The organism is Sinomicrobium oceani, from assembly GCF_900119185.1.
GTDB classification, from domain to species: Bacteria; Bacteroidota; Bacteroidia; order Flavobacteriales; family Flavobacteriaceae; genus Sinomicrobium; species Sinomicrobium oceani.
The window spans coordinates 1-24,711 of sequence record NZ_FPJE01000034.1 but is presented as its reverse complement, the minus strand read 5'-3'; the positions used below and the strand labels follow the sequence as shown (position 1 = coordinate 24,711).

Below are 24,711 nucleotides of genomic sequence, written 5' to 3'. Positions count from 1 at the left end.
TGTTATGCCTCTGCCCCCTTAAATAATCCGTAAATTTGTTGTAAATTGATTAGGAACTTAAAAATATAAAATTATGCAATTAAACAGCTTAGGACTGGACGTTAAAAAAACCGAGAACCTGGTGAAAGACCTCAATAATCTGCTGGCTAATTTTCAATTATATTATCAGAATTTAAGAGGAATTCACTGGAATATTCGAGGGAAACGCTTTTTTGATCTCCACCCGAAATTCGAGGAACTGTACAATGACAGTCAGGAAAAAATAGATCTCATAGCAGAGCGTGTACTGACACTCGGAGGCACTCCGCTGCATACGTTCGAAGATTATATCAAGGCCGGTAAGGTGCCGGTAGGTAAAAATGTACATCAGGATGAGGCGGCAGTAACCCTGGTTGTGGATTCGTTGACGGAATTGCTCAAGATAGAACGTGTTATACTCGATGAGTCTGCCGATGCAGGTGATGAAGGTACAAATGCAATGATGAGTGATTTTATTACGGAACAGGAAAAGACCGTATGGATGATGAAAGCATGGCTGGACGAAAAGATATAACGTTCCGGTAATGTGGTATAAAGATATAAGGGGTGGTTGTACTACCCCTTATTTTTTTGCTCCTGATGGGGTAAGGTAACTCATGTATGCTTCGGTAGCTATGCCCTCGCTGTGTGTCGTTCTGTGTAATCTTCAGGTTTTGCATATCCAGTCCGGGATCCGGAGGTTACGTAAACCGAACTTGTTTTCTTTATAAAAGCCCCCTGGCCTTGATTTCCAGGTATTTGTTTATAGTATCTATAGTGAGGTTCTCCGGGGTGGTCAGAATCGAATATATACCGTACTTCCGGAGCTCGTTGACGATAAGACGTTTTTCAAAAGCGAATTTCTCTGCGATGACCTTGTCATAGACCTCCTGAATGGTTTCTGCACGGTTGTCTATGAGGTCGTTAAGTTCGGTGTTTTTGAAAAATACAACTACCAGCAAATGATTTTTGGCAATACCTTTTAAGTAAGGAAGTTGACGATGAAGGCCATCGAGTGTCTCAAAATTGGTATAGAGCATAATCAGGCTCCGATTGGTGATGTTACGCTTTATATCTGCGTACAACCTGCCGAAATCCGATTCGAAAAAATCGGTCTCTATGTTGTATAGTGTTTCCAGAATAAGTCCCATTTGTGAAGACCTGCGTTCTGCGACTACGATGTTTTCCACCTTCCTGGAAAAGGTAAACATCCCTGCTTTATCCTGTTTTTTAAGGACGACATTGCTGATGACAAGGGTCGCATTAATGGCATAATCGAGCAGGCTCAGTCCGTTAAAGGGCATTTTCATGACACGTCCCTTGTCAATTACGGAATAGACGGGTTGGGATTTCTCATCCTGAAACTGATTGACCATCAACTGGTTTTTTTTCGCCGTGGCTTTCCAGTTGAGCGTACGGAGATCATCGCCCTGCACATATTCTTTGATCTGTTCGAACTCCATGGTATGACCTATACGGCGTATTTTCTTGATACCGTATTGAAGCAGGCGATGCGAAAATGCCATCAGGTCGTATTTTCTAAGTTGCAGAAATGAGGGATAGGTGGGCACCATGGCATGGTCACAGAAGATATAACGCCTGGAAATAAGCCCCAGTGCCGATGATATAAAGATATTCAGTTTACCAAAATGGTATTCCCCTCTTTCGGTTGGTCTCAGATCATATTCCAGGGTATGGACATCCGAAGCTTTTATTTTTCGGTCTATACGGAAATTCCTTACCTGAAACTGTTCCGGGATCTCGTCTATGACCCGCGCGTAGACCGGGAAGGTATGATAGTTGTGTATCTTTATTTGTACCGGATTTTCATCTCCGTTCGACAGCTTCTCCGGGAGTATTCTTTCCGCATCGATACCTGTACGGGTAAAGAAGAGGATCAGTGCATCCAGAGCGGTAAAGGCCATAAAAACAACCAGTGCCAGTTGTGCCATAAAGAACATCCTGTCAAATATAAAGCTGACAATAAAAAGGATAATTACCGCTATGCAGCAGTAAAAAAAACGGTTTGGCAGGTATAAGGGTCTGAAAATTTTCAATCGCTTCTTGTTCTGGATTAATACTAAGGGTTATCTCGGGATCTCTACAGCCTGTATGATCTGTTGAATAACCTGTTTTCCGGTAACGCCCTCCATCTCTCTTTCCGGTGTAATGATGATGCGGTGCTGTAATACGGGAACCGCCACTTGTTTGATGTCTTCGGGTGTTACAAAATCCCTTCCGTTAATGGCCGCATAGGCTTTGGAGGCCTTGAGTATGGCTATAGATGCCCTGGGGGAAGCCCCGAGATAAAGGAAAGGGTTGCTCCGGGTATTCACGATGAGTTCGGCTATATATCGGAGCAGGTGCGGTTCTACCAGGATCTCATTGACCAGTTGCTGATAGGTGTGTACCTGTTCCCGACTGAGAAAAGCGGTTATCTTTTCTGTCTTTTTAGTTTCTTTAAGCAGGTGCTCGCGCGATATGATCTCTACTTCTTCTTCCAGTGAAGGGTACGCTACCTCTACCTTGAACAGGAAGCGGTCGAGTTGCGCTTCCGGAAGGCGGTAGGTTCCTTCCTGTTCTACCGGGTTTTGTGTGGCCAGGACGATAAAAGGAGGTTCGAGGACATAACGATGACCATCCATGGTGATCTGTCTTTCTTCCATCACCTCAAACAGGGCGGCCTGGGTTTTTGCAGGAGCTCTGTTGATCTCATCGATAAGCAGCATATTGGCAAAAACCGGCCCTTTTTTGAACTCGAATTCCGATTTTTTCAGATCAAATACCGATGTTCCGAGAATATCCGATGGCATGAGGTCCGGGGTAAACTGTATACGGCTGAAATCTACCGTCAGCGCTTTGGCAAGCAATTTGGCGGTGATGGTCTTTGCCACACCCGGCACTCCCTCGATCAGTACGTGTCCGTCCGCCAGGAGAGCGGTGATGAGCATATCGATCATGTGTTTTTGACCGACGATAACTTTCGAAAGTTCTCCCCGTATCTGCTCTATTGCAGTCTGGAGTCCGGAAAGGTCTATGCGGGATCGGAATTCAAGGGTATCGGGATCTGCCGGTGCCGTACCTGTTTCCTGCTGTTTTCCGGGAACTTCTGTGTTTTCCGGTACGGAATTCGGATTTTGCTCATGGGTTTCTTCCGGTGTATATTCTTGTTCACTCATAGTTTACTGTTCTTTTCTGATAGTGTTTGTCATATAAAATTGTTCGATAGCCCGGTTCAGTTCCAGCAGGTCTTCTTCCGTAGCATGTGTTTTGGATTGAAGACGCACGATCAGGCTCACGAGTTTTTTAACCGTATCTTTATTCTTCCCGGTCTTGGCAGCGAGGTAACGGATAAACCGGTCATCGAGCTCATTGGTGTCCAGCAGGTATTCACTTCGTATTTTTTCGAGGAAATAGGTGATTTTTTTATCTACAAGATTGGTGTGGTCCCGGGTTTCGTAGTAGAGATTCCCTATGGTTTTTGTAAAGGCCACCGTAGTGTTTTCCTCAGGGGGGATTACTTTGATGATACGCTGTTTGCGTTTGGCATTAAAGATCATAAATACGAGTAAGCTGGCCAGCGCTATATACCACGCCCACCGAAGGGCAGGTTGCGAAAGGATATACCGCAAAGGCGAATTTCCGAGTTCTTCATGCACCCGGTCACGACAATCAAAATAAACAGTGTCTCCCGGGATATAAGAAAGCACATCGGCAACATACCTGTAATTTTTATCCTTCAGCACATAGTAGTTGGTAAAAGCATACGGGTACGAGTGGAGGAGAAAATATCCTTTACCGTAAGCAATTTTCACAAAGTTGATTCTTTTCGTGCCGAAATCCTGATACCCCAGTACGGTGGTATTGACCGAATCGAGTGTAGTGAAGTAGCTGCCTGTCATGCCTTCTTCCAGGGAAACGGAGTCTTTTTTGAGGGTTCTATTGGCCAGATAGAGACTTCCTTTTCTTTTTATACCGAAGTCGTACTCCGTAGTGAAATCAAGGGAATCGGTGAGTTCCTGCGGCATACTTTCGGAAGCGATAAAAACGGTATTTCCCGATGACACATAGTTAAGGAGCTCATGGGTAGATGTAACATCGGGCACATATATCCTGTTGATGTATATGTAGCTGTTCTCTGAGGAATATACGGAGTCCCATGGCTGGTACAGGGGGCGGAGATGTTCGTATGGTGTGACTTTGACATCTTCGATACCCCCCGGGAACAGTTCCGGGAGTTCGGAGTAAAGAACTTTCAGTGCATAAGGCCTGCTCTGCTGTTCATTGAAGGTCGGTGTCCAGTTTACAGGATCGGGTCCCGACAGTTCGAATACGGCTACCACAATAAAAAGCAGCACTAACAGTCCGATGTAGATCTTTATGCTGTTTTTCATTGGTCTATAGAATTAATAAGTGCCGAGAAGGTCCGGGCGGCATTGTCATATTGTTGTTTGTCTATCGAGAACTCCCCGTACCAGATATAATTATACAGGTAAGATGCGTAACGGAATTCCTGTTGTAATCCGTGATGTTCAAGTTCGCGGAGGTAATCGGAATTGGTTTTTTCCACATCGTAATCGATCAGTTCTTTTTCCGAGAGTCTTTGGAGAAGCCATAGGTAATAATACCGTACTGCTTCGCGATACCTGCCCGCGGTTACGGCATGACTCACAAGCTCATGGAAGTCCGTACCATGTATATTGTTTTCGATATCCCGGGCCGTAATGATTTTGCGGTCGGATGGTTTGCGAAAGATCCACTGGCCTTCCTTGTTCATAATAGCCCTGACAATAAAATATACGACAGCGATGAAAATTAGTACATAAAAGATCTTGAGAAAAATATCTGCGATATTCTGTGCTTCATGGCGAGATCCCAGCCGGAACAGGTCTAAGATAAACTGGATAAAGGCTTCTTTGAGACGGGTGAACCACCCTGTGGAATTTGTGGTGTCGTACTGGTATTCTGTACCGGAGTAACGTTCTTTAAAATCCCGTGCAAAACTTCGTTGTTCCGGCATGCTTTGGTCTGTACGGAGACTGTCCCGTACATTTTCCCGGGCGAAAGAAAAGGTACCGACGATACTATATATAAAAAGTAAAATAAATTTCTTCAACACGCTGGTTTTTAATGCTGTGACTGGCCTATCTGATCGATGACAGAAGTAGTGTTTATATTTTCGGTCTCTTCCTTCAGGGTAAAGTAAATAATCCCCTGGTTGATCTGAATAATCGTATTGCCCAGTAAACTTATCAGGAAGGCAAGCATGTACACAAACATCATGATCGTAAAAATCAGGGCTACGCTTTCTTCGGTATTGTTTTCCAGGGCAGAGGGATTTATGAGTATAGAGAAGATGCCCGCGATATACGGAATAATGATAATAGCTCCCTGTACTACCTGAACCATAAGATAAAACAGGGCTACGCAGCCTACCGAAGTCCATAAGTTCTTGAATATGAGTTGAAAACCGTAGCTGAAACACTCAAAAACGCCTTTGCGCGAATTCAGGTATTCCATGAGTGCATTGTTGTACATTAATGTGATGGCAGCAATAATTACAGGGATGAAAAAGATACCTATAAACGTAATCATCAAAATAAACATGGCTATGCCTGCTCCTAAAAACACTGCCATAGACAATACTACGGAAGCGAGGATAAAGACGATCAGTTTTCCTGTCTTCCCGGTCATTTCTTTGATGATATCTCTTGTGCCGAACGCATTGGAAGAATGCCGCGCGCAGAGCAGCATGTAGATCGGAGTGTACATATAGGTAATAAAACCGACAAAGACCGCAATAGCCAGGAACAGACAGAAAAAAAGAAAGACGAGGATGGCATTGTCATTGAGATAGTTTTCAATAGCATGGTCGGGAGCTCCGCCGCCGGGTGTTAGCGAAGAGGTCATTAAAGCACTGTACACTTTGACAAATACATACATTATGGCCATCAGAATGAGTATAAACGCACCGTTGATGAGAAAGTAGTTTTTGAAAAAATGCCCACCGTTCTGACGAATAAAGGCAAACGTATCGGAAAACAGTTCTCCGAAATCTCTTTTTTTATAAAGCTGTATCATAAATGTGGGTTGCTTTTTCGGGTGACCATAAAGGGATAGACCAGGTAATAAAAGCTTATAAAAGCCAGGGTACTGAGAATAATGGTTATTGACAACGCATCGGGCATGGCATTGGAATACCGTGTGACAAAGCCTTCGAGGAAACCTGCGGCGACAAAGAAAGGAAAAGTGCTGAGTAAAATTTTCATTCCGTCTTTAAAAGCCATTTTAAAAGAGGTTTTTCTCGAGTAGGTCCCCGGAAACAGTATTCCGGCCCCCAGAATAAAACCTGCCGCACCCGTGACAACGATGGCGAAAATTTCCATGGCACCGTGTATCCATATTCCCCGGACGCTCTCCCATAATACACCTTCTGTGTGGAACATATACTGGAAAGCTCCCAGCATAATACCGTTTTGTAATAAAATCCATCCGGTTCCCAATCCTCCGAAGACACCATAGACAAAAGCCCTTATGCCTACATAGATATTATTCAGTGTGATCCCGATGAAACTTCCCCAGTTACTTCCGCTTTTATATACGGCAACAGGGTCTCCGTTCCGTATATTTTCCATGGTCATATTTACATAATTATCCCCGAGGATAAGACGTACGAAAGTGTCGTCATACGCTGCGGAAACTGCACCTATGGCTGCAAATGAGAAAAACAGGATAAAAGCATAAGCGAAGTACCTTCGATATTGATAGACTACCATAGGAACTTCGATCTGGAAGAAATAAAGAAAGCGATTGGTTTCCTGCCTTTTGGTCTTGTATATTCGTTGAAATGCACGTGCTGCAAGCTGATTCAGATAAGTAATGACCTTGCTTTTCGGATAGTAGGTCTTTGCATAAGACAAGTCATTGATAAGATGTATATACAAAGTTGCCAGTTCATCCGGGTTTTTAAACCGTTGATTAAAAATAGCTTTTTCAAAATTGAGCCATTTTTCTTTATTTTGTTTTATAAAGGCTACTTCTCTCATAGTCCTGTAAATGGTCGTAATTTAGCTTGGAACCGCGGTTTGCTCCCGTGACCGGTAAGACGGGTCGAAAGTGTAAAGTTAAAATAAAACTGATACTTTTACACCGGGCTGCGGGTTATTTTGTCTAAATATACCGGTTTTAAGGGATGGACAGGATTACTGCGGGTACAGTACTTTGGAGACATCATAACACGGAGTGACCGGAAATATTTTTACCGGGATTCGCCGTTTATATAAAACACGAATGGCAGAATTGCAAATCAATACGACACAGAATGTTAATATCAGTTTTACCGCGGCTTCCATAGGAGAACGTATTCTTGCCTATGCTGTGGATATGCTGATCAAGATCGCTTATCTCGTGGTCATGTATCAGATCCTTTTCCGGCTTTTTCAAATGGATCTTATCCTGAACGGAATGGATCAATGGTCTCAGATAGCTGTGGTCCTTATCTTCTTGCTCCCCTTTATTTTTTACACCCTGTTGTTTGAATCTATGCTCGAAGGGCAGACCCCCGGGAAAAGACTTCTGAAGATCAAAGTTGTAAAAATAGACGGATACCAGGCTTCTTTACCGGATTATCTGATCCGGTGGTTTCTGCGGATCGTGGATATCGATATGATGAGCGGGGTTATAGCCATTATCAGTATAGTGGCCAGCCAGAAAAGCCAGCGACTGGGAGACATGACTGCCGGAACATCTGTCATAAGTCTTAAAAATAAAGTCACTATAGATCATACGATCCTCGAGGATATCGGAGAAGAATACCAGCCTGTATATCCATCTGTTATCAGGCTTTCCGACAATGATGCGAGGATTATTAAAGAGACATTTATGTCGGCAAAAAAATCCAGAGATTACAAGGTTATGCTCAAGCTGAAAACGAAGATAGAAGATGTGATCCAGGTTAAGGCGACTGAGCCCGATGTTCATGCTTTTATAGACAGGGTACTGAAGGATTATAATTATTTCACTCAGAAAATGTAACTACGGATTTATTAGCGACAAAACTAAAAATGCGAATTCATGTATTACCTTATTATAGATCTTCTCGGGGTGGTTTCTTTTGCGATATCCGGTGTGCTGGCTGCATTACAGAAGCGGCTTGATATTTTTGGGGTTTTTATTATTGCTTTTGTCACTGCGGTAGGAGGCGGGACCATACGGGATATCCTCATTGGGATAGAGCCTGTAACCTGGTTACAGGACAATATATATATGTACACTATTATTGTTACCGTTATTTTTGCATTGATCTTCAAAGAAAAACTCAAATACCTGCGAACTTCACTTTTTCTTTTCGATACTATCGGTATCGGGCTTTACACACTCGTCGGTGTGGAAAAAGGTATGGTGGCAGAGCTCAGTGCGGTAATGTGTATAGCACTTGGTACTATTACGGCCTGTTTCGGTGGAGTAGTGCGTGACATTTTGTGCAATGATATCCCGGTGATTTTTCACAGGGAAATTTACGCTACGGCCTGTGTAGCCGGGGCGACATCTTACTTCCTGATGCGGTTACTTCCTGTGCCCGACGATGTTGTTTTTATCATTTCTGTGGTCATTGTGATTACCATCCGGTTACTTGCCGTGAAATTTAAGCTGGCACTTCCGAGCATTTACGGAAAAAACGAACAGTAGGGGAAGGGCATGTATATTCTACCCTGATCCGGCTGGGAAAGTGCTATAGTTTTGATGTTTTTTAATGCTTTTGTGACACTCCTTTTTTACCTTTACACCAAGAAAAAAAAACTGGAATGCGTATACATTGTATAGGAATCGGGGAAGACAGATTGTATACCCTGGCCCGGGCTTTGAGAAAGGACGGGCATGTCATTAGCGGTAGTGGAGAAAAGGTTGCTGCCGATCGCAGATTGGAGATGGAAGAGAACGGATGGTATGCCGGGCAAATTACAGCAGATATCGAGGCTGTAATTACAGGAGCTGAAATATCTTCTGATAACCTGTTGCTACAGGCTGCGACAGATATGGGAATCAGTACATACACCATTCCCGAATTTTTATATGAATTTTCCCGTTATAAAACCAGGGTAGTAGCAGGAGGGCTTCCGGACAGTGCTTATATAGTATCCGTGATATTACATATACTGGAGTATCACAACAGGCCGACCGACTACCTGGTATCCGGAGATTCGGGAGATATGGCTTCCCTCACCGGAGAAAATGATTTTATACTGCTCACAGGAAGTCACCGGCCGTCTTCGATACAGGATGCCACTCCGGAATTTCATTGGTATAAGCCAAATATAGCATTGCTCACCGGAATTTCAGGAGGTTCAGAAGCCGAATCGGATTATAAGATATTTGTCGACAGTATCGTCAAAGGCGGAATTATCGTATATAATGAAGAGGATGAAGTGCTGAAAACTATAGTAGAAGCTTCGGAGAATCCCATAAGAAAGCATCCTTACAGGCAACCCGAATACGAAAGAGACGGGGATGATTTTGTCCTGGAAACATCCGAAGGGCCGATGCCGGTAGCACTGCCCGATACAGAGGTGGTAAGGCATTTGATCGGCGCCCAGTGGATCTGTCAGCATATGGGGATAGATGAAGATGATTTTTACGAGGCACTTGCGGCGTATGAACATAAAGGTTAATGAAGGATTATCGGGGGTGGGAAATTTTTAAAAATCCCATCAAAAACTATATCTTTATGCAAAATACGATCGCATGGAGAAAACGGAGTCCTTTTCCATAAAAAAGTGGAAAGAAGATGACAGGCCCAGGGAGAAACTATCCCGGAAAGGGAGAGAGGTCCTTACCGATGCCGAGCTTATTGCCATTCTGCTCGGAAGTGGAAACAGGGATGAGAGTGCCGTAGGTCTTTCCAAGCGAATATTATCTGCCGCCAATAACAATCTCAATGAATTGGGGAAATTTTCCCTGGCACAACTTACCCAATTTAAAGGTATAGGAGATGCCAAAGCAATAACAATTGCCGCTGCACTGGAGCTCGGAAGAAGGCGCAGGCTGGAGCAGGCTCTGGAAAGAGTGAAAATCTCGAACAGCAAATCGGTTTTTGAGCTGATGCAGCCTGTTATCGGCGAACTTCCCCATGAAGAATTCTGGATAATATACCTGAACAATTCGCATAAAGTACTTCAATATACTCAATTGAGTAAAGGTGGGATTACCGGCACCCTGGTCGATGTGCGCCTGGTTATGAAAAGGGCATTAGAGCTCGGGGCAACCGCTATCGTACTGGTGCATAACCACCCTTCCGGGACCCTGTTGCCAAGTGATGCCGATAAACAATTGACAAAAAAGCTGAAAACAGCGTCGGAAAGCCTTGATATTCATGTGCTCGATCATCTGATCATTACGGAGGAAAGCTATTTCAGTTTTGCAGATCAAAGAATACTCTGATGATATACAGGACTTCGGTGTGTATGGAAATACAATGCCACAAGGTCCTTTTTTTTGTACTTTTTCCGGAAAACGTACTATGTAAAAAGTAATCATGCTGTTAGTTTACACACATAAAATTACACCGAGAGTAACCTATGTCATGAAGCATATCTTTAAAAATATGCTTCAGATTGAAGTAGGGATTACAGCTAAGGTGGAAGATTTTATTGCTCATACCGGGCCTAAGATTACATATACGAAAAATCCTTTGCAGAACGAATTTTTCGTGCGTAGTCATGATATTCTTTTCGAGCAGGGGATTACCACACTGGAGATCAATGTACAGATGTGGGATGATGTTCCCTGTTTTTTCGGAATAGGTGACAAAGGAAGTATTCCCTTCGATATTTTTGCCGCCACCTTCTATTTGCTGAGCCGGTATGAAGAATATCTTCCGCATGTAAAAGACGAACATGGCAGGTACCCCGCAAGGGAAAGTATGGGCATGGAGCACGGTTTTCTCGAGATCCCGGTAGTCGATTATTGGGTCCGGAAACTGGCGGTGGCACTCGGTAAACGGTTCCCCGAAGAAAAATTTACGAAGAAAAAGACCGGTTATATTTCGGTCATGGATATAGCAGCGGCTTATGCCTATCGCAAAAAAGGGATTATCCGTACACTCGCAGGAACTATTGTAGACGGTTTAGCCCTGAAGCTGTATAAGATCCCGGAGAGATACCTGGTTCTTCTCGGACTTAAAAAAGATCCCTATGATCATTTTGAAGAATTGATAGCAGCACATAAGCACCTGGGTACCGAAGCTATCTTCTTTTTTTTGCTTGGGGATTATTCGGCTTTCGACAAAAATATACCTTATAATAAGGCTTCTTTTCGTACCCTGATCAAGTCGGTGGCGGATTATCACATCGTGTCATTGATGACGTCCTATTACGCCGTGAATGATACGGTACGGCTAAAGAAAGAAAGAGAACGTCTGATTAATATCATAAACAGGCCGGTAAAAAGGGCCCGGGCACGATATAACCGGCTTCATATCCCTGATACTTACAAAGCTGCCGTAGAGGCCGGGTTCAATGAAGACTACACCATGGGATATTCGAATGACGTGGGATTCCGGGCCGGGACATGTACGCCGTTCTATTTTTATGATATTAGTTATGAGATACAATTACCCTTGAAGGTAAACCCGTTTTGTGTGCAGGATTCTGCTTTGATGCTATTGGAAAACGAGCGCGAAGCCCTGGATAAAATGAAAGTGCTGTACGATCGCGTAAAACAGGTCGGGGGAAATTTTATTACAGTATTTTCCAATGAACGGTGGACAGAAGAGAGCCGTGTGGATCTGAAAAAAGTCTATATGGACTGGATCGCTTATGCAGCGGACAATTAGTGAGATATGAACCATTGCGGTATGCAATGATGTAAATAAAATTTTCAATGTACATAAAAAAGGAATGGAAAGGAACTGATAGTGTAACGGATGTCTTCTTTGATCTGGATCATACCTTATGGGATTTTGAAAAGAATTCCGCTCTTACTTTCGGCAGAATACTGGAGAAGAACAGTGTGGGGATTTCCCTGGATGATTTTCTGGAAATATATATTCCGGTAAATCGCAAATGCTGGGAAGATTACAGGGAGGGACGTATTGACCAGGAAGCGTTGCGTTTCGGAAGGCTGCACCAGACTTTTTGCAGGCTCGGAAGGGAGCTGGACAAGGAGTTCGTCGACCGGATGTCCGAGGATTATATAGAATACCTGACAGAACACAATCATCTTTTTGAGCATACCGTAGAAATTCTCTCCTACCTGAAACAGGGGTATAAGCTCCACATTATAACCAATGGTTTTGATCAGGTACAGGACAAAAAACTCCTGAATTCCGGTATTCATTCCTACTTTACCCATGTGGTGAATTCGGAGATTGCAGGGGTGAAAAAACCGCACCCGGGCATTTTTCAGCATGCACTGGAGAAGGCACAGGCCGCTCCGGAAAATGCCGTTATGATCGGCGATGATCTCGAAGCTGATATTCACGGAGCCCTGAAAGCAGGAATGCATGCCATTCATTACAATACCCGGAATGAAAAGCAGGGAGATGGTGTTATTACCATTCACAGCCTTCTCGAAATCAAATCCTACCTGTAATGCGTTTTCAAGGCATATATAGAGTGTTGCTGCTATGGGTATGCGGTTTCCTGGTGTCTTGCCTGAACGATGTCGATTTTGACCAGGTCAATGATTTTGAAATGGAGCCGGTGGTAGAGAACAGTCTGGTTTATCTGGAATATCCCGTTCCGGTCGTGATGGACAGTATTCCATTAGGATTGATGATATCCGATACTACCGGTATCGAATTGTTCTCCAATTCGTTTACGGTAGATAACCTAAAGAAAGCAGTGCTTTATTTTGAAACGCTGAGTACTGTAGGACAGCCTTTATCCCTCGAAATACAGTTGATGGATGACAATTTTGTGGTATTGCAGGAAGTCGCCATGTCTTTACCTCCCTCTGACGGACAAACGGAACAAGTTTCGGCAGAAGAACTCATTTACACAGAAGAAAATGTCGAACAACTCACATACGTGACCCATGTAGCCTTCAGCGTGGATATTCCGTATATCTCCAACCGTAATGAGAATGCTTATGTGAAATTAAAATCGAAAGGAACCTTTTATCTGCATATTGAGTAATGAAGAAGTGGATTGTATTTATATGCTGGGTTTTTCTTTCTGTTTTTGTGCATGGGCAAAATAACCCTGTCTTATATGATTTTACCGGAATTCCCCAGTCATTGCTGCTGAACCCTGCTGCCGAGGTTGATAATCGCTGGTATGCGGGCATACCGTTGTTGTCCGGTATTCGTGCAGGGGCAGGGAGCAACGGATTTTCTGTTTATGACCTCTTTGCAGATAATGAAGTGAGTTTTAGCGATAAGGTCAGGGACCTGGTGTTTCGCCTGTCGTCTCGGGATGTGGTGATGGTAAACCAGCAACTGGAACTATTTAATATCGGGTTTAAAAATAACTGGAAGGGGAAGTATTATTACTCCTTCGGGATGTACCAGGAGACGGATGCCCTGATGTACTGGCCCAGGGACCTGGCTGTTCTGGCTTACGAAGGCAACAGGGATTATCTCGGGAAACGTTTTGATTTCGGACATCTCAGCGGTTCTGCCGAAATGCTTACCGTGCTGCATTTCGGAGTCCGGAAAAAGATTAATGATCGTTTGTTTGTAGGGGCAAGAGCCAAGCTGTATTCGGGAATGATCAATTTTAGCAGTACCGGTAACTCCGGTTATTTTGTTACCGAGACCGGAGTAGAAAACTTTTACAGGCATCGCGTAGTATCAGATGTGGTTATACATACTTCCGGATATACTTCGCTGCGCGATATAGAAAATGATGGGAATCAGGTAAAAAATGGCTGGAAGGAACTCCGCAGCCGTGCTTTCTTCGGAGGAAATATGGGAGTGGGCCTCGATCTCGGGTTTACATATCATCCGCACAAACAATGGACTGTCACAGGAAGCCTGCAGGATCTCGGGTTCATAAAATATAAGGAAAATGTAGAATCCTATAGCCTTAAAGGGGCTTATGAACTGGAAGGGATTGAATTGGTGCTGCCTTCTATACTGGATGATTCGGGGGCGGTGAGGGATTCCTGGGAAGAACTCCGGGAGGAGATCGAAGCACAGTTACCTTATAAGAGACTACACGATGGGTATACCGTAATACGTCCGTGGAAACTAAATGCTTCCGTGCAACATGCTTTTGGTATCCGTCGGAATAAGAAGCGTTATTATCTTACCGATTATGAACATCATATCAATACCATGGGGGCCCAGTTTTTCATGGTCAATCGTCCTCATGGACCTTTACCGGCTATTACGGGGTTTTTCAGCAGGGAGTTGAGTCCGTCAATAACGGCCAAGATTACCTATACGGCGGATAAGTTTTCAAAAACGAATATTGGGGCAGGGCTTTCGGCTTATATAAAAAATATACATTTTTACGTAATTGCAGATAATATTCCGGGTCTATTCAACCTGGCCAAAACCCATTATGCGGCTTTACAGCTCGGATTCAATTATGTTTTTCCACATTTCGGAGACCCTTACTGATCGTTTCTCTTACTTCCGCTCGAAAATCATGTAATCGCCGGTTTCCAGCCCCCATTTACGGGCCAGTCCGGCATTGATTTCAAGAACGTATTGTGCAGGTTTTCCGGAAGGGATCGATTCTTCATTCAGGGGCTCTGCATTTGCGCTGATACTTACAATTTTTTTGGAAGCATCGAAGTAAATAAGGTCAAGAGGGATATTGGTGTTCTTCATATAGAAATAACGGGGCTCCTCGTTCTCAAAAATAAAAAGCATACCTCGGTTTTCTTTCATGGCAGTACGGTACATCAGGCCTGTCTGAATTTTATACTCGTCGTCAGCAATCTCTATGTCCAGTTTTTTTACCAGGCTATTGTCCGGTTTGTATAATTGAAGTTCCCCTTCTTTGGTAAAGGAAATCTCTGCCTTTTTCACCTCGTTGTTCCCCGAACCGGTATCCTTACAGGATAAAAACAGGAACAGGGCGGACAAAACGAGAAATACAGGTGCTTTAAACATGATGATTTTACGGTTATGCGCTTTTGACAGTTTTATTTTTACTTCGGTATATCAGGTAAAATCCGATAAGGATAAAAGGGATACTCAGCCATTGCCCCATATTCAGGGAAAGCTGGTCTTCGAAAGCAACCTGGTTTTCCTTGAAGAACTCAACGATAAACCGTACGGCCCACAGGAGTACAAGAAACAATCCGAATATATACCCGAGATTATTCCTTTTGTCTGTTTTCCAGTAGATGTACCAAAGGATCAGAAAGACAATGACGTATCCTCCCGCTTCATATAATTGCGAAGGGTGTCGCGGAAATGTTTCTCCGAGTTTCCGGAATATGATACCGTAATCACTGTTTGTAGGCTTACCGATAATCTCAGAGTTCATGAAATTACCGAGGCGGACAAATACACCGCCAATGGAAACGGGGATGACGACGCGGTCGAGTATCCAGAGTATGGGTTTGTGTATGATCTTTTTGCTGTAATAGTACATGGCTATGATAATCCCTATGGCAGCACCATGACTGGCGAGTCCGCGGAAACCGACAATACGGAACTTGGGACTGAACTCTACAGGAAGAAATATATGTAACGGATCTTTGATGAACATCTCGGGCTCGTAAAAGAGAAAATGTCCCAGTCGTGCCCCGATCAGGGTAGCCAGTACGGTGTATATAAAAAGAGAGTCGAGTTCCTTAACAGTGAGCCCTTCACGCAGATAGATCTTTTTCATCAGGAACCAGCCGAGAACAAAAGCTACGACAAACATCAGACTGTAGAATCTCAACATAAAAAAACCGAGGTCCAGACCTTCGCTCGGATTCCAGTTTATACTTAAAAAGTGCATGTTTTTCTATTATCAGGTTACGGTTGCAAAGACGGTTGTAACAGGCAAGTCGATTAGAAACAGGCTGTAAAATCCCGCGCTTTTCGTTTATTGGTGTAAATATAGGCAAACCGGATTGAAATGAGTACAAACGAAAAACTAAATTAAAAGTATTATTTTAACACTATTGGGGTCACGTTCGAGATGTGATTATTGTCTTGTATGATTAAAACCATGCAGACTTTTTTAACGTAACGGATATGCGTAAAATTAGATTAAGATGATTAAAGACAGTTTAAGACCTTTGTTAGAGACTTATGCCTACAATATACTGGGGTCTTATGAAGATGCCAGAGATGTGGTTCAAGATGTATGGTTGAAGCAGTTGGAGCATCCGGTTGACGGAGTAGCCAATGTGAAGGCTTACCTGATACGTTCCGTTATTAACCATGCTATTAACGTAAGGAAAAGGCAGGATAAGTTTAGAAAAGAATATCCCGGACATTGGCTTCCGGAACCGATAGCTACGGATCGTGCTGATATTTTTCTGGAACGGACCGAGATATTGTCTTATGCCCTGATGATATTACTTGAAAAACTTACCCCCAGGGAACGTGCTGTTTTTATCCTTAAGGAGGGGTATAACTATACACATTCCGAAATTGCCGAGACACTGGAAATAACGGTAGATAATTCCAGGCAGCTCTTCAGTAGGGGGAAGGGGAGACTCGGGAGAGAAATGAATCCTTCGAAGGATGGGAGAGGGCATGAGGAAGGTCTCTTTACGCTGTTGAACGTCATAAAGGCTGGTGAGATGAGTAGCCTGGAATCCCTTTTGCACGATGATGTTCATGCTACTTCCGACGGAGGTGGGAAGGTTTCGGCGGCAGTAAATATGGTGAAAGGAAAAACAGATGTATCCCGGTTGCTTATGGGAATTTTCAGGAAATTCTACATGAATACTCCCGGTATGCATTTTGAGATTGAAAGGGTGAATCATTATCCTGCCGTTTTTTGTTATATCGGTGAGGAATTGATCAGTTGTATGCCTGTTGATATTCGGGAGGGAAAGATTAGAAATGTTTATTTTGTCCGTAACCCAGATAAGCTAAAAAATCTTCACAAAAACCGTTAAAGGTGTCACGTTTTTTATAGTTGGTTTGTCTTAGATGCATATAACTTAAAAAGATAAGCTATTATGGAAAGAATACGTTACGGGGACCTTCCCAAAGGTATGTATGAGGTTATGGCCGGGGTGGAAAACTATCTTCATCAAAGTGGTATAGACCTCCATCTGGTAGAGTTGCTGAAGTATAGGATATCTCAGCTGAACCACTGTGCATACTGTCTTGATATGCATTACAAAGAGGCGTTAAATATGGGAGAAGAGCCTCTTCGACTGTATTCGGTTTCGGCCTGGAGAGAATGTCCGTATTACTCCGAAAAAGAGCAGGTGGCGCTGGAGCTGGCTGAAGCTCTTACCGACCTGCCTCGTCATCATATCGAAGAAACTCTTTTTGAAAAGTTGAAGCAATTTTTTAATGTGCAGGAGATAGCATTGCTCACATTGGCTATAGCTCAGATCAATTCTTGGAATCGTCTTCAGCAGGTCATGAGATCCAGGCCCGGGGAATATAAGGTTAAAGTTTAAGGATACCGGGGCATCGAGTTAATATATATATGCTGCCGGAAGACTGTAAGAAGTTTTTCGGTAGTATATGTGCCAGATTGTTTTTTTAGGGGTCTCATCCGGAGTCAAACCTATGTACTTTACTGTATTTCGCTTTGGTTTCTAAAAAAGTTATGATACGATTGGATTGAGTTAATACGCTATTGGGGTATTAGGTTGTTGCCTGAATAGCTTAATGATGAGTGACCGGGACAGTAATTTCATGATTTGTATAAACTTATGATCCTTAGGTCTATAGTGGTTTAATGGTAAAGGAAGAAGGCTTTTTTGTTATTTACAGGGTCTATCACTATTTTTCCTTTTCAGGAACCGGATCATAACCGGAACCTCCCCAGGGATGGCAACTGAAAATTCTTTTCACGGCAAGTTTTCCTCCTCTGAAAAGTCCGTGTTTTTGCAGGGCTTCTACCGTATAATGAGAACAGGTGGGCGTGTATCTGCAAGTTGCCGGGGTTAGAGGAGATATGAGATGCTGGTATATTTTTACCAAAAATATAAACGGGTACGTGAGTATTTTCAGTAAGAGTTTCATCGCATAGCGGTTTCAAAAATGATCCGGATATCAGGAAACAGAAAAGGTAGTGCCTTCTTTTCCATCCTTAAGCTGAATGCCCATCTCAGCCAATTCGTCCCTGATTTTGTCGGATGTAGCAAAATCTTTATTGGCCCTGGCTTCTGCACGCAAACGGATAAGCAATTCTACCACACCGGACAGTTTATCGGTACTGTCTTCCTGTGAAGCTGATACATCTACCAGTCCGAGCACATCAAAAACAAAAGCGTGGATAGTATCTTTGACCAGGGTGAGGTCGGCTTCGGAGATCGATGCTTTACCTTCTTTGACCTGATTGATATATTTTACCATATCAAACAGATGAGCGATGAGAACGGGACTGTTGAAATCATCATTCATCGCATCATAGCATTTTTGTCTCCAGGATGCTGTATCGGTTCCTGATGTTTGTGGGGAGACGCGAAGTTCATCCAGCAGGTGAATAGCTTCCATAAGCCTGTTGAATCCCTTTTCCGAGGCAAGTAACGCGTCATTACTGAAATCCAGCACGCTGCGGTAGTGGGCCTGAAGGATAAAAAACCGTACTACAGCCGGAGAAAACGGCTTGCTGAGGATATCGTTGTCTCCGGTGAATATTTCGTTGGGAAGAATATTGTTTCCCGTGGATTTTGCCATTTTCTTACCGTTGAGGGTAAGCATGTTGGCATGCATCCAATAGTTTACGGGTGTATGCCCGTTGCAGGCTTCGGCCTGAGCGATCTCGCATTCGTGATGCGGGAATTTCAGATCCATTCCACCGCCGTGAATATCAAATTTTTCCCCGAGGTATTTGGTGCTCATCGCCGTGCATTCCAGGTGCCATCCTGGAAAACCGTCACTCCAGGGCGAAGGCCACCTCATAATGTGCTGGGGTTCGGCTTTTTTCCATAAGGCAAAATCCTGTGGATTTTTTTTATCGGTTTGTCCGTCGAGCTCCCGGGTATTGTGAATGAGGTCTTCTATATTACGACCGCTCAGCTTTCCGTATTTTGTGGTCGTGTTGAACTTAATGACATCAAAATATACCGAACCGTTGATCTCATAGGCAAATCCTTTATCGAGGATATCTTTGATAATATCGATCTGTTCGATGATATGTCCTGTTGCCGTAGGCTCAATGCTTGGTGGAAGATTATTAAAACGTGCCAGGGTGTTATGGAAGTCAACCGTATACCGCTGTACTACTTCCATGGGTTCTATCTGTTCCAGTCTTGCTTTTTTGGCGATACGATCTTCTCCTGCGTCTGCATCGTTTTCGAGATGTCCCGCATCGGTAATATTGCGGACGTATCTTACTTTATAACCGAGGTGCTTCAGGTACCGGAACACGAGATCGAAAGAAATAAAGGTCCTGCAATTCCCCAGGTGCACGTAGTTGTACACTGTGGGGCCACAAACATACATGCCTACGTAGCCTTCGTTGATGGGTTCAAACAGTTCCTTGTTTCCTGTAATCGAGTTATAGAGCTTTAGTTTCTGGTTCTGGTACAGTTGCATTCTCGGTGAGTTGAATATCGGGGTGTTATTAAAATTCGGTTTCTAACTTGATGTAATCCAGGAATTCTCTTCGTACTGCGGGATCCTTGAATTTTCCTCCGAACTCTGCAGTAACGGTGCTGCTTTCGATATCCCGTATTCCCCTGGAATTTACACAAAGGTGTTTGGCATCTATTACACAAGCAACGTCTTTGGTTCCCAGTGCCTGTTGGAGCTCCTGAACGATCTGCATGGTCATTCGTTCCTGAACCTGAGGGCGTTTGGCAAAATAATCTACGATACGGTTCATTTTGGAAAGTCCGATGACATTTCCTTTGGAGATATAAGCTACATGGGCACGTCCTACGATAGGCAGCAGGTGATGTTCGCAGGTAGAATAAACCGTAATGTTCTTTTCTACGAGCATTTCGCCATACTTGTATTTATTCTGGAATGTGGAGGCTTTGGGTTTGCGTTCCGGATGCAGGCCGGCAAAGATCTCCTTTACAAACATTTTGGCTACCCTTCTCGGAGTTCCCCGGAGGCTGTCATCGGTAAGATCGAGACCCAGAGTTTCCATGATATTGTAGACATCCTGCTGAATTTTTTCTATTTTTTCATCGTCAGACAATTCAAAAGCATCCTCCCTCAAAGGGGTGTCTGCAGATGATGAAACGTGGTCATCACCAATCTCTTCAAAGTGTTCTTCCAAGGCTTTGTCTATTTTCATCGTTTCGGAATTTATAATTTCCTGAAAACAAACGAGAGTTCCATTTTTTAATCTCGCTTGTCTTTTGCTACAAGGTTGCAAATATAGCTATTTTCTAAAGGACATTCCCGGCAATACCGAAGGAAAATAACCTTTCAGAAAAACACTTTTGGCATCTCGGGCAAAAGGAATGGCAAAGATAAGTATTTATATAGGACAATTGTTTTTTTGAAGTATAGATAATGACAATGCTCTTATAACTTTAATCTACTTCTGTCCGTAAAATGGTATAACTTTCATACGGACAGAAGCTGATATTTTTACAGGTTGAATGTAAGGGAAAGGGTGACGTTGGTGTTACGGCTGTCTATATCTGCCGTTGAAGTTAATCCTGTTTCGTACAGTTGCGATTTATAGTCACGCATAAACTGATTGAAGGCCGCGTCGAGTCTTGCCGATCCGAAATCATACCCGAGACCGAAAGAATATCCATTGAGGTCTCCTATCATATCATTATCGTATGGGCTTTGTTCGTAACGATAACCTGCGCGAAGACTGAATCGCTGAATTCGGTATTCGCCGCCTACCCGAACGGTGGATACAGCTTTCAAAACATCACTGATATAATCGTTCTCTGCTGAAAAATCCGGATTGGATTCGGGTTTCAGTTTGGCATTACTCATATCCTGATAGCTATAGTCGACACTTAAAAGTCCTTGTTTTCCGAAGACGACGGCCATACTACCGGTATATTTGGAAGGGATCTGTATTTTGTGATCGGGGAAGACATTCACCTGGTTAAAGTTTATATATCCTACTCTGTTGTCTTCCAGTCCTGATCCTATCCTCTGGGATAGTTCGTCCGTAAGGCGGTACCAGGTTGGGGACTGGTAGGTGAGACCTACCCGTACCATTTCACCTACACGTGCAATACCACCCAGGGAGAACGAAAATCCGTTACCGTCCGTACGGAGAAGGTTGTCAAAATTCACATAGTCAAGATTGTTCCCGGAACCATAACCATCCTCATCGAGCTGTGTATATTTTTCGTATTGCACATCGTGGAAATTCAGGGATGCTCCTACATAAAAATCTTCGAGGTATTGTCCTGCAAAATTGACTGTAAACTTATTATTGTATCCTGAGGTGCTTTGAAGAAACCTGTGGTTTACGGTGCCGTTACTTCCCATATTCACATTCGATACGTAATCGCTATTGTTGTCGCCGCTGGATAGCGGATCGATAACTCCTCCGTAATATCCGAGAAAAGCCTGTTGTGTTCCGAAACCATATGAAGAACCGATGTTTAGATATGCGTCTTCTATATTTTCGTCGGAGAATATGGCGAGATCTCCAAGGGGGACGCCCTGGGCAAAATTGAGAAAATACTGGTCTATCGAGGTGTTACCCCGGCCTGCAGCTAAAAATTCGTTTTCGAAATTATTTGCCCTTTCAAAATTAAAAGCAAGCGAGAACTTTTGCCACCCCGCATTTCTATTGGTGTTGTGGAAAACCAGTACTCCACCGAGCTGGTTGAGATCAAAATCGGAAATATCCGTAGATGTCTGTGTTCCGAAATAATTGGTCTTGTTTTTAGTGTTGTAACTGGTTCCGGAAATCGTAAGGCTTCCATTGGTAAAGACAGCCGATCCGGCCGGATTGGTATTCAGTGCAGAAAGGTCTCCGCCCAAAGCACCGAATGCACCGCTCATCGACTGATATCTTGCCGTTCCCTGTAAATTTTCCGATCCGTACCGCAGTACGTCGTTGATAGTCTGCGCCTGAGATTGCGCAGCAGCACCGAAAATTATAAGTATAACCAGGATTTTTTTCATAAGTATAAGATTTATAAAAAAGGAAGATGTGATATTAAGGTAAAAAATAATCATGATAGCTGATATCACGATTATTTTTTACCATTGTTGCAATGATCAATACGCTTGTTTGTTCAACATTATATTTTAGCCTCTGCCGCGTCCGCCACCTCTCGACGAAGAACGTGTGGCTCCTCCACCGGAGGATCTGGAAGGAGAAGAGGAACGCATGGAAGAACCGCTGCTCGACCTGGTGGGCGTACTGTAGGATCTTCGTGTTGTGGAAGATGAACGCGTAGCCCTGGACGGGGTAGAACTGTTACGGCTGTTGTATGAAGAATTACTGTTGTATGTTCTTCTGCTCGTACTGTTTCGGTTTGCATTTACATCAGAACTGTTCCTGTATGTTCTTCTGCTTGTGCTATTCCTGTCGGTTCCTACATTGGCACTGTTTCTGTACGTTCTTCTGCTGGTGCTACTTCTGTCGGTTCCGACATTGGAACTGTTGCGGTAAGACCTTCTGGACGTCGAAGAGTTCCTGTAAGCGGAAGCATTTCTTCTGTCTGTAGAACGAGTAATGTTATTCCTGTTGTAATATCTTCTGGAGTTGGTATAGGCATAGCTCCTTCTGGGGTTGTTATAATAATACGGACGGTTGTAGTAGTACCCGGGGTATCCGCCCCAGTAGCTCCATCCAAGTCCCCAGCCGGCGCCATAATACCAGTTGTTCCAGCCCCAACCCATACCCATATTCCAGTAAGGGTCGTACCAGCCCATTCCGGGGCCGTAAAAACCTCCCCAGCCCATTCCTGGACCATACCAGCCACCCCATCCGGCGCCATACCAGCCACCCATGCCCCAGGAATTGTTGTATATGTTTACCGAGGTGGATTGCGGGTTGTCGCCCCATCCGGCATAACCGTTCTGATAATCATAAGCATAATTATCCGCAACGACATCCGTAGAGTCGTTTACCTGGTTGCTGGAATAAGAATCGATATCCGTAAAGATGTAGTCGTTACTCGTCATTTGTTCCAATTGTTCTGACTGTCTTGCAAAATAAGACTGGTATGTGTTGGAAGACGATGACGATGGTGTAGTCCTGGTACGCTGTTGCGGAGCTTCGGCGTAACCGTAGTCTGTGGTATTTCCGTAAATACCGTCCGAGTCATAATACGAGGCCTGCTGATAGGACCCGCAGGATACGAGAAAAATTCCGGATACTGTACCAGCCAGTAGAAAACGGAACTTTTTAATATTTTTTAAAGTATTCATCATTGCAAAATTTTATTGTTGAACATAACAAAAATAGTTAGTTTTGCCAAACTATTCTCTACTTTAACAGAAGCGCAATATTTGTGCCAAACTACTGATAATGGGTAAGAACTTAACGAAACGAAGCGAAGATTATTCGAAATGGTATAACGAACTGGTTATTAAAGCAGACCTTGCTGAAAACTCGGGTGTCCGGGGATGTATGGTGATTAAGCCTTATGGTTATGCGATCTGGGAAAAAATGCAGGCCGAACTGGACCGCATGTTTAAGGAAACAGGACATGAGAATGCCTATTTTCCACTGTTCATCCCGAAATCTTATTTGAGTAAGGAAGCCGACCATGTGGAAGGTTTTGCCAAGGAGTGTGCAGTAGTTACACACTACCGTCTCAAAAATGCAGAAGATGGCAGCGGTGTTATTGTAGATCCGGACGCCAAGCTGGAGGAAGAACTTATTGTTCGTCCTACTTCAGAAACTATAATATGGGATACCTACCGGAAGTGGGTACAATCGTACCGGGATCTTCCGCTACTTATTAATCAGTGGGCCAATGTGGTACGCTGGGAAATGAGAACCCGATTATTTTTACGTACTGCAGAGTTTTTATGGCAGGAAGGGCATACGGCCCACGCGACCAAAGAGGAAGCTATAGCGGAAGCCGAACAAATGATGCATGTCTACGCGGATTTCGCCGAGAATTTTATGGCCGTACCGGTTATTAAAGGGGTGAAATCGGAAAGCGAGCGTTTTGCCGGGGCTGTGGAGACCTATTGTATCGAAGCCCTTATGCAGGACGGTAAGGCCTTACAGGCCGGAACATCCCATTTTCTGGGGCAGAATTTTGCAAAGGCCTTTGATGTAAAATTTGCCAATAAGGAAGGAAAACAGGATTATGTATGGGCTACGTCGTGGGGAGTGTCTACCCGTTTGATGGGCGCACTGATTATGACGCATAGTGATGATAATGGCCTGGTATTACCTCCGAAACTGTCGCCTATACAAGTAGTTATAGTCCCTATCTACAAAGGAGAAGAACAGCTTAGTGCCATTTCGGAAAAGGTAGAACCGCTTATCCGGGAGTTGAGGAAGAAAGGTGTTTCCGTAAAATACGACAACAGGGATACGCATAAGCCAGGATGGAAATTCAACGAATACGAGCTCAAAGGAGTTCCCGTACGCCTCGCTATAGGCCAGCGCGATATGGAAAACGGAACCTTTGAGGTGGCGCGCCGGGATACTCTGGAGAAAGAAGTGGTCAGGGCAGAGCATGTCGTAGCACATATAGAGGAACTGC

Annotated in this window: 25 protein-coding genes; 12 read left to right on the top strand and 13 right to left on the bottom strand. The window is 43.8% G+C overall.

Going from position 1 to position 24,711, the window contains the following annotated elements; translation table 11 throughout:
• Positions 1 to 73: 73 nt before the first annotated feature.
• Complete coding sequence (locus BT112_RS19795) at positions 74 to 553, top strand: Dps family protein (RefSeq protein WP_072319201.1); 480 nt, start codon at positions 74 to 76, stop codon at positions 551 to 553.
• Positions 554 to 743: 190 nt separating this feature from the next.
• Here the strand turns inward: BT112_RS19795 and BT112_RS19790 are convergent, their stop codons facing one another.
• From BT112_RS19790 to BT112_RS19765, 6 genes are read right to left on the bottom strand one after another with little or no spacing between them, the layout of a single operon-like run.
• Positions 744 to 2,075, bottom strand: coding sequence for a DUF58 domain-containing protein (locus BT112_RS19790; RefSeq protein ID WP_072319200.1), 1,332 nt, complete (start codon positions 2,073 to 2,075; stop codon positions 744 to 746).
• 30 nt (positions 2,076 to 2,105) lie between these two features.
• The gene (locus BT112_RS19785) at positions 2,106 to 3,197 is read right to left on the bottom strand and encodes an AAA family ATPase (protein ID WP_083565001.1); all 1,092 of its coding nucleotides are present in this window, start codon (positions 3,195 to 3,197) and stop codon (positions 2,106 to 2,108) included.
• A gap of 3 nt (positions 3,198 to 3,200) precedes the next feature.
• Positions 3,201 to 4,412, bottom strand: coding sequence for a DUF4350 domain-containing protein (locus BT112_RS19780; RefSeq protein ID WP_072319199.1), 1,212 nt, complete (start codon positions 4,410 to 4,412; stop codon positions 3,201 to 3,203).
• Positions 4,409 to 5,134, bottom strand: a complete 726-nt coding sequence (locus tag BT112_RS19775; RefSeq protein WP_072319198.1) for a DUF4129 domain-containing protein — start codon at positions 5,132 to 5,134, stop codon at positions 4,409 to 4,411. The genes BT112_RS19780 and BT112_RS19775 overlap by 4 nt, the downstream gene beginning before the upstream one ends.
• Positions 5,135 to 5,145: 11 nt before the next feature.
• On the bottom strand, positions 5,146 to 6,099 hold the full coding sequence (locus BT112_RS21930) for a hypothetical protein (RefSeq protein ID WP_072319197.1): 954 nt from the start codon (positions 6,097 to 6,099) through the stop codon (positions 5,146 to 5,148).
• Positions 6,096 to 7,064: a stage II sporulation protein M gene (locus BT112_RS19765; protein ID WP_072319196.1), complete on the bottom strand. Its 969-nt coding sequence runs from the start codon at positions 7,062 to 7,064 to the stop codon at positions 6,096 to 6,098. The genes BT112_RS21930 and BT112_RS19765 overlap by 4 nt, the downstream gene beginning before the upstream one ends.
• A 244-nt stretch (positions 7,065 to 7,308) precedes the next feature.
• Between BT112_RS19765 and BT112_RS19760 the strand changes: the two genes are divergently transcribed.
• The 8 genes from BT112_RS19760 to BT112_RS19725 all read left to right on the top strand — a co-directional run bounded on the left by BT112_RS19760 (position 7,309) and on the right by BT112_RS19725 (position 14,581).
• A complete protein-coding gene (locus BT112_RS19760) occupies positions 7,309 to 8,052 on the top strand; it encodes an RDD family protein (RefSeq protein WP_072319195.1) in 744 nt (247 codons plus the stop codon).
• 39 nt (positions 8,053 to 8,091) lie between these two features.
• Positions 8,092 to 8,706, top strand: a complete 615-nt coding sequence (locus BT112_RS19755) for a trimeric intracellular cation channel family protein (RefSeq protein ID WP_072319194.1) — start codon at positions 8,092 to 8,094, stop codon at positions 8,704 to 8,706.
• A 116-nt stretch (positions 8,707 to 8,822) separates the two neighbouring features.
• Positions 8,823 to 9,686: a Mur ligase domain-containing protein gene (locus BT112_RS19750; RefSeq protein WP_072319193.1), complete on the top strand. Its 864-nt coding sequence runs from the start codon at positions 8,823 to 8,825 to the stop codon at positions 9,684 to 9,686.
• A gap of 73 nt (positions 9,687 to 9,759) precedes the next feature.
• Positions 9,760 to 10,455 carry a RadC family protein gene (gene radC / locus BT112_RS19745; protein WP_072319192.1) on the top strand — a complete coding sequence of 232 codons (696 nt, stop codon included), beginning with the start codon at positions 9,760 to 9,762 and terminating at the stop codon, positions 10,453 to 10,455.
• Between the two features lie 94 nt (positions 10,456 to 10,549).
• On the top strand, positions 10,550 to 11,848 hold the full coding sequence (locus tag BT112_RS19740) for a polysaccharide deacetylase family protein (protein ID WP_072319191.1): 1,299 nt from the start codon (positions 10,550 to 10,552) through the stop codon (positions 11,846 to 11,848).
• Positions 11,849 to 11,895: 47 nt separating this feature from the next.
• Entirely contained in the window at positions 11,896 to 12,606 is a 711-nt protein-coding gene (locus BT112_RS19735) for a YjjG family noncanonical pyrimidine nucleotidase (protein ID WP_072319190.1), read from the top strand.
• Positions 12,606 to 13,151, top strand: coding sequence for a hypothetical protein (locus tag BT112_RS19730; RefSeq protein ID WP_072319189.1), 546 nt, complete (start codon positions 12,606 to 12,608; stop codon positions 13,149 to 13,151). The genes BT112_RS19735 and BT112_RS19730 overlap by 1 nt, the downstream gene beginning before the upstream one ends.
• Positions 13,151 to 14,581: a DUF5723 family protein gene (locus BT112_RS19725; protein ID WP_072319188.1), complete on the top strand. Its 1,431-nt coding sequence runs from the start codon at positions 13,151 to 13,153 to the stop codon at positions 14,579 to 14,581. Before BT112_RS19730 ends, BT112_RS19725 begins: the two co-directional genes overlap by 1 nt.
• 9 nt (positions 14,582 to 14,590) lie before the next feature.
• On the opposite strand, the gene BT112_RS19720 is transcribed toward BT112_RS19725, so the two are convergent.
• Both BT112_RS19720 and lgt read right to left on the bottom strand, forming a co-directional pair.
• Positions 14,591 to 15,079, bottom strand: coding sequence for a DUF192 domain-containing protein (locus BT112_RS19720; RefSeq protein WP_072319187.1), 489 nt, complete (start codon positions 15,077 to 15,079; stop codon positions 14,591 to 14,593).
• Positions 15,080 to 15,092: 13 nt separating this feature from the next.
• The gene (lgt, locus tag BT112_RS19715) at positions 15,093 to 15,920 is read right to left on the bottom strand and encodes a prolipoprotein diacylglyceryl transferase (protein ID WP_072319186.1); all 828 of its coding nucleotides are present in this window, start codon (positions 15,918 to 15,920) and stop codon (positions 15,093 to 15,095) included.
• 259 nt (positions 15,921 to 16,179) lie between these two features.
• On the opposite strand from lgt, the gene BT112_RS19710 reads away from it, so the two are divergent.
• Both BT112_RS19710 and BT112_RS19705 read left to right on the top strand, forming a co-directional pair.
• Positions 16,180 to 17,034, top strand: coding sequence for a sigma-70 family RNA polymerase sigma factor (locus BT112_RS19710; RefSeq protein ID WP_072319185.1), 855 nt, complete (start codon positions 16,180 to 16,182; stop codon positions 17,032 to 17,034).
• Between the two features lie 63 nt (positions 17,035 to 17,097).
• Positions 17,098 to 17,550 (top strand): carboxymuconolactone decarboxylase family protein, encoded by a 453-nt coding sequence (locus BT112_RS19705; protein WP_072319184.1) that lies wholly within the window; start codon positions 17,098 to 17,100, stop codon positions 17,548 to 17,550.
• A 328-nt stretch (positions 17,551 to 17,878) separates the two neighbouring features.
• On the opposite strand, the gene yidD is transcribed toward BT112_RS19705, so the two are convergent.
• The 5 genes from yidD to BT112_RS19680 form a co-directional block, all read right to left on the bottom strand.
• On the bottom strand, positions 17,879 to 18,121 hold the full coding sequence (yidD, locus tag BT112_RS19700) for a membrane protein insertion efficiency factor YidD (protein ID WP_072319183.1): 243 nt from the start codon (positions 18,119 to 18,121) through the stop codon (positions 17,879 to 17,881).
• A gap of 30 nt (positions 18,122 to 18,151) precedes the next feature.
• Positions 18,152 to 19,639, bottom strand: a complete 1,488-nt coding sequence (gene cysS, locus BT112_RS19695) for a cysteine--tRNA ligase (RefSeq protein WP_072319182.1) — start codon at positions 19,637 to 19,639, stop codon at positions 18,152 to 18,154.
• A 28-nt stretch (positions 19,640 to 19,667) separates the two neighbouring features.
• A complete protein-coding gene (folE, locus tag BT112_RS19690) occupies positions 19,668 to 20,348 on the bottom strand; it encodes a GTP cyclohydrolase I FolE (protein ID WP_072319181.1) in 681 nt (226 codons plus the stop codon).
• Positions 20,349 to 20,647: 299 nt separating this feature from the next.
• Complete coding sequence (locus BT112_RS19685) at positions 20,648 to 22,162, bottom strand: OmpP1/FadL family transporter (protein ID WP_072319221.1); 1,515 nt, start codon at positions 22,160 to 22,162, stop codon at positions 20,648 to 20,650.
• A 126-nt stretch (positions 22,163 to 22,288) separates the two neighbouring features.
• Entirely contained in the window at positions 22,289 to 23,419 is a 1,131-nt protein-coding gene (locus BT112_RS19680) for a hypothetical protein (RefSeq protein WP_139276316.1), read from the bottom strand.
• A gap of 97 nt (positions 23,420 to 23,516) precedes the next feature.
• On the opposite strand from BT112_RS19680, the gene proS reads away from it, so the two are divergent.
• The coding region (gene proS, locus BT112_RS19675) for a proline--tRNA ligase (RefSeq protein ID WP_072319179.1) at positions 23,517 to 24,711 on the top strand (1,195 nt) is incomplete at its 3' end.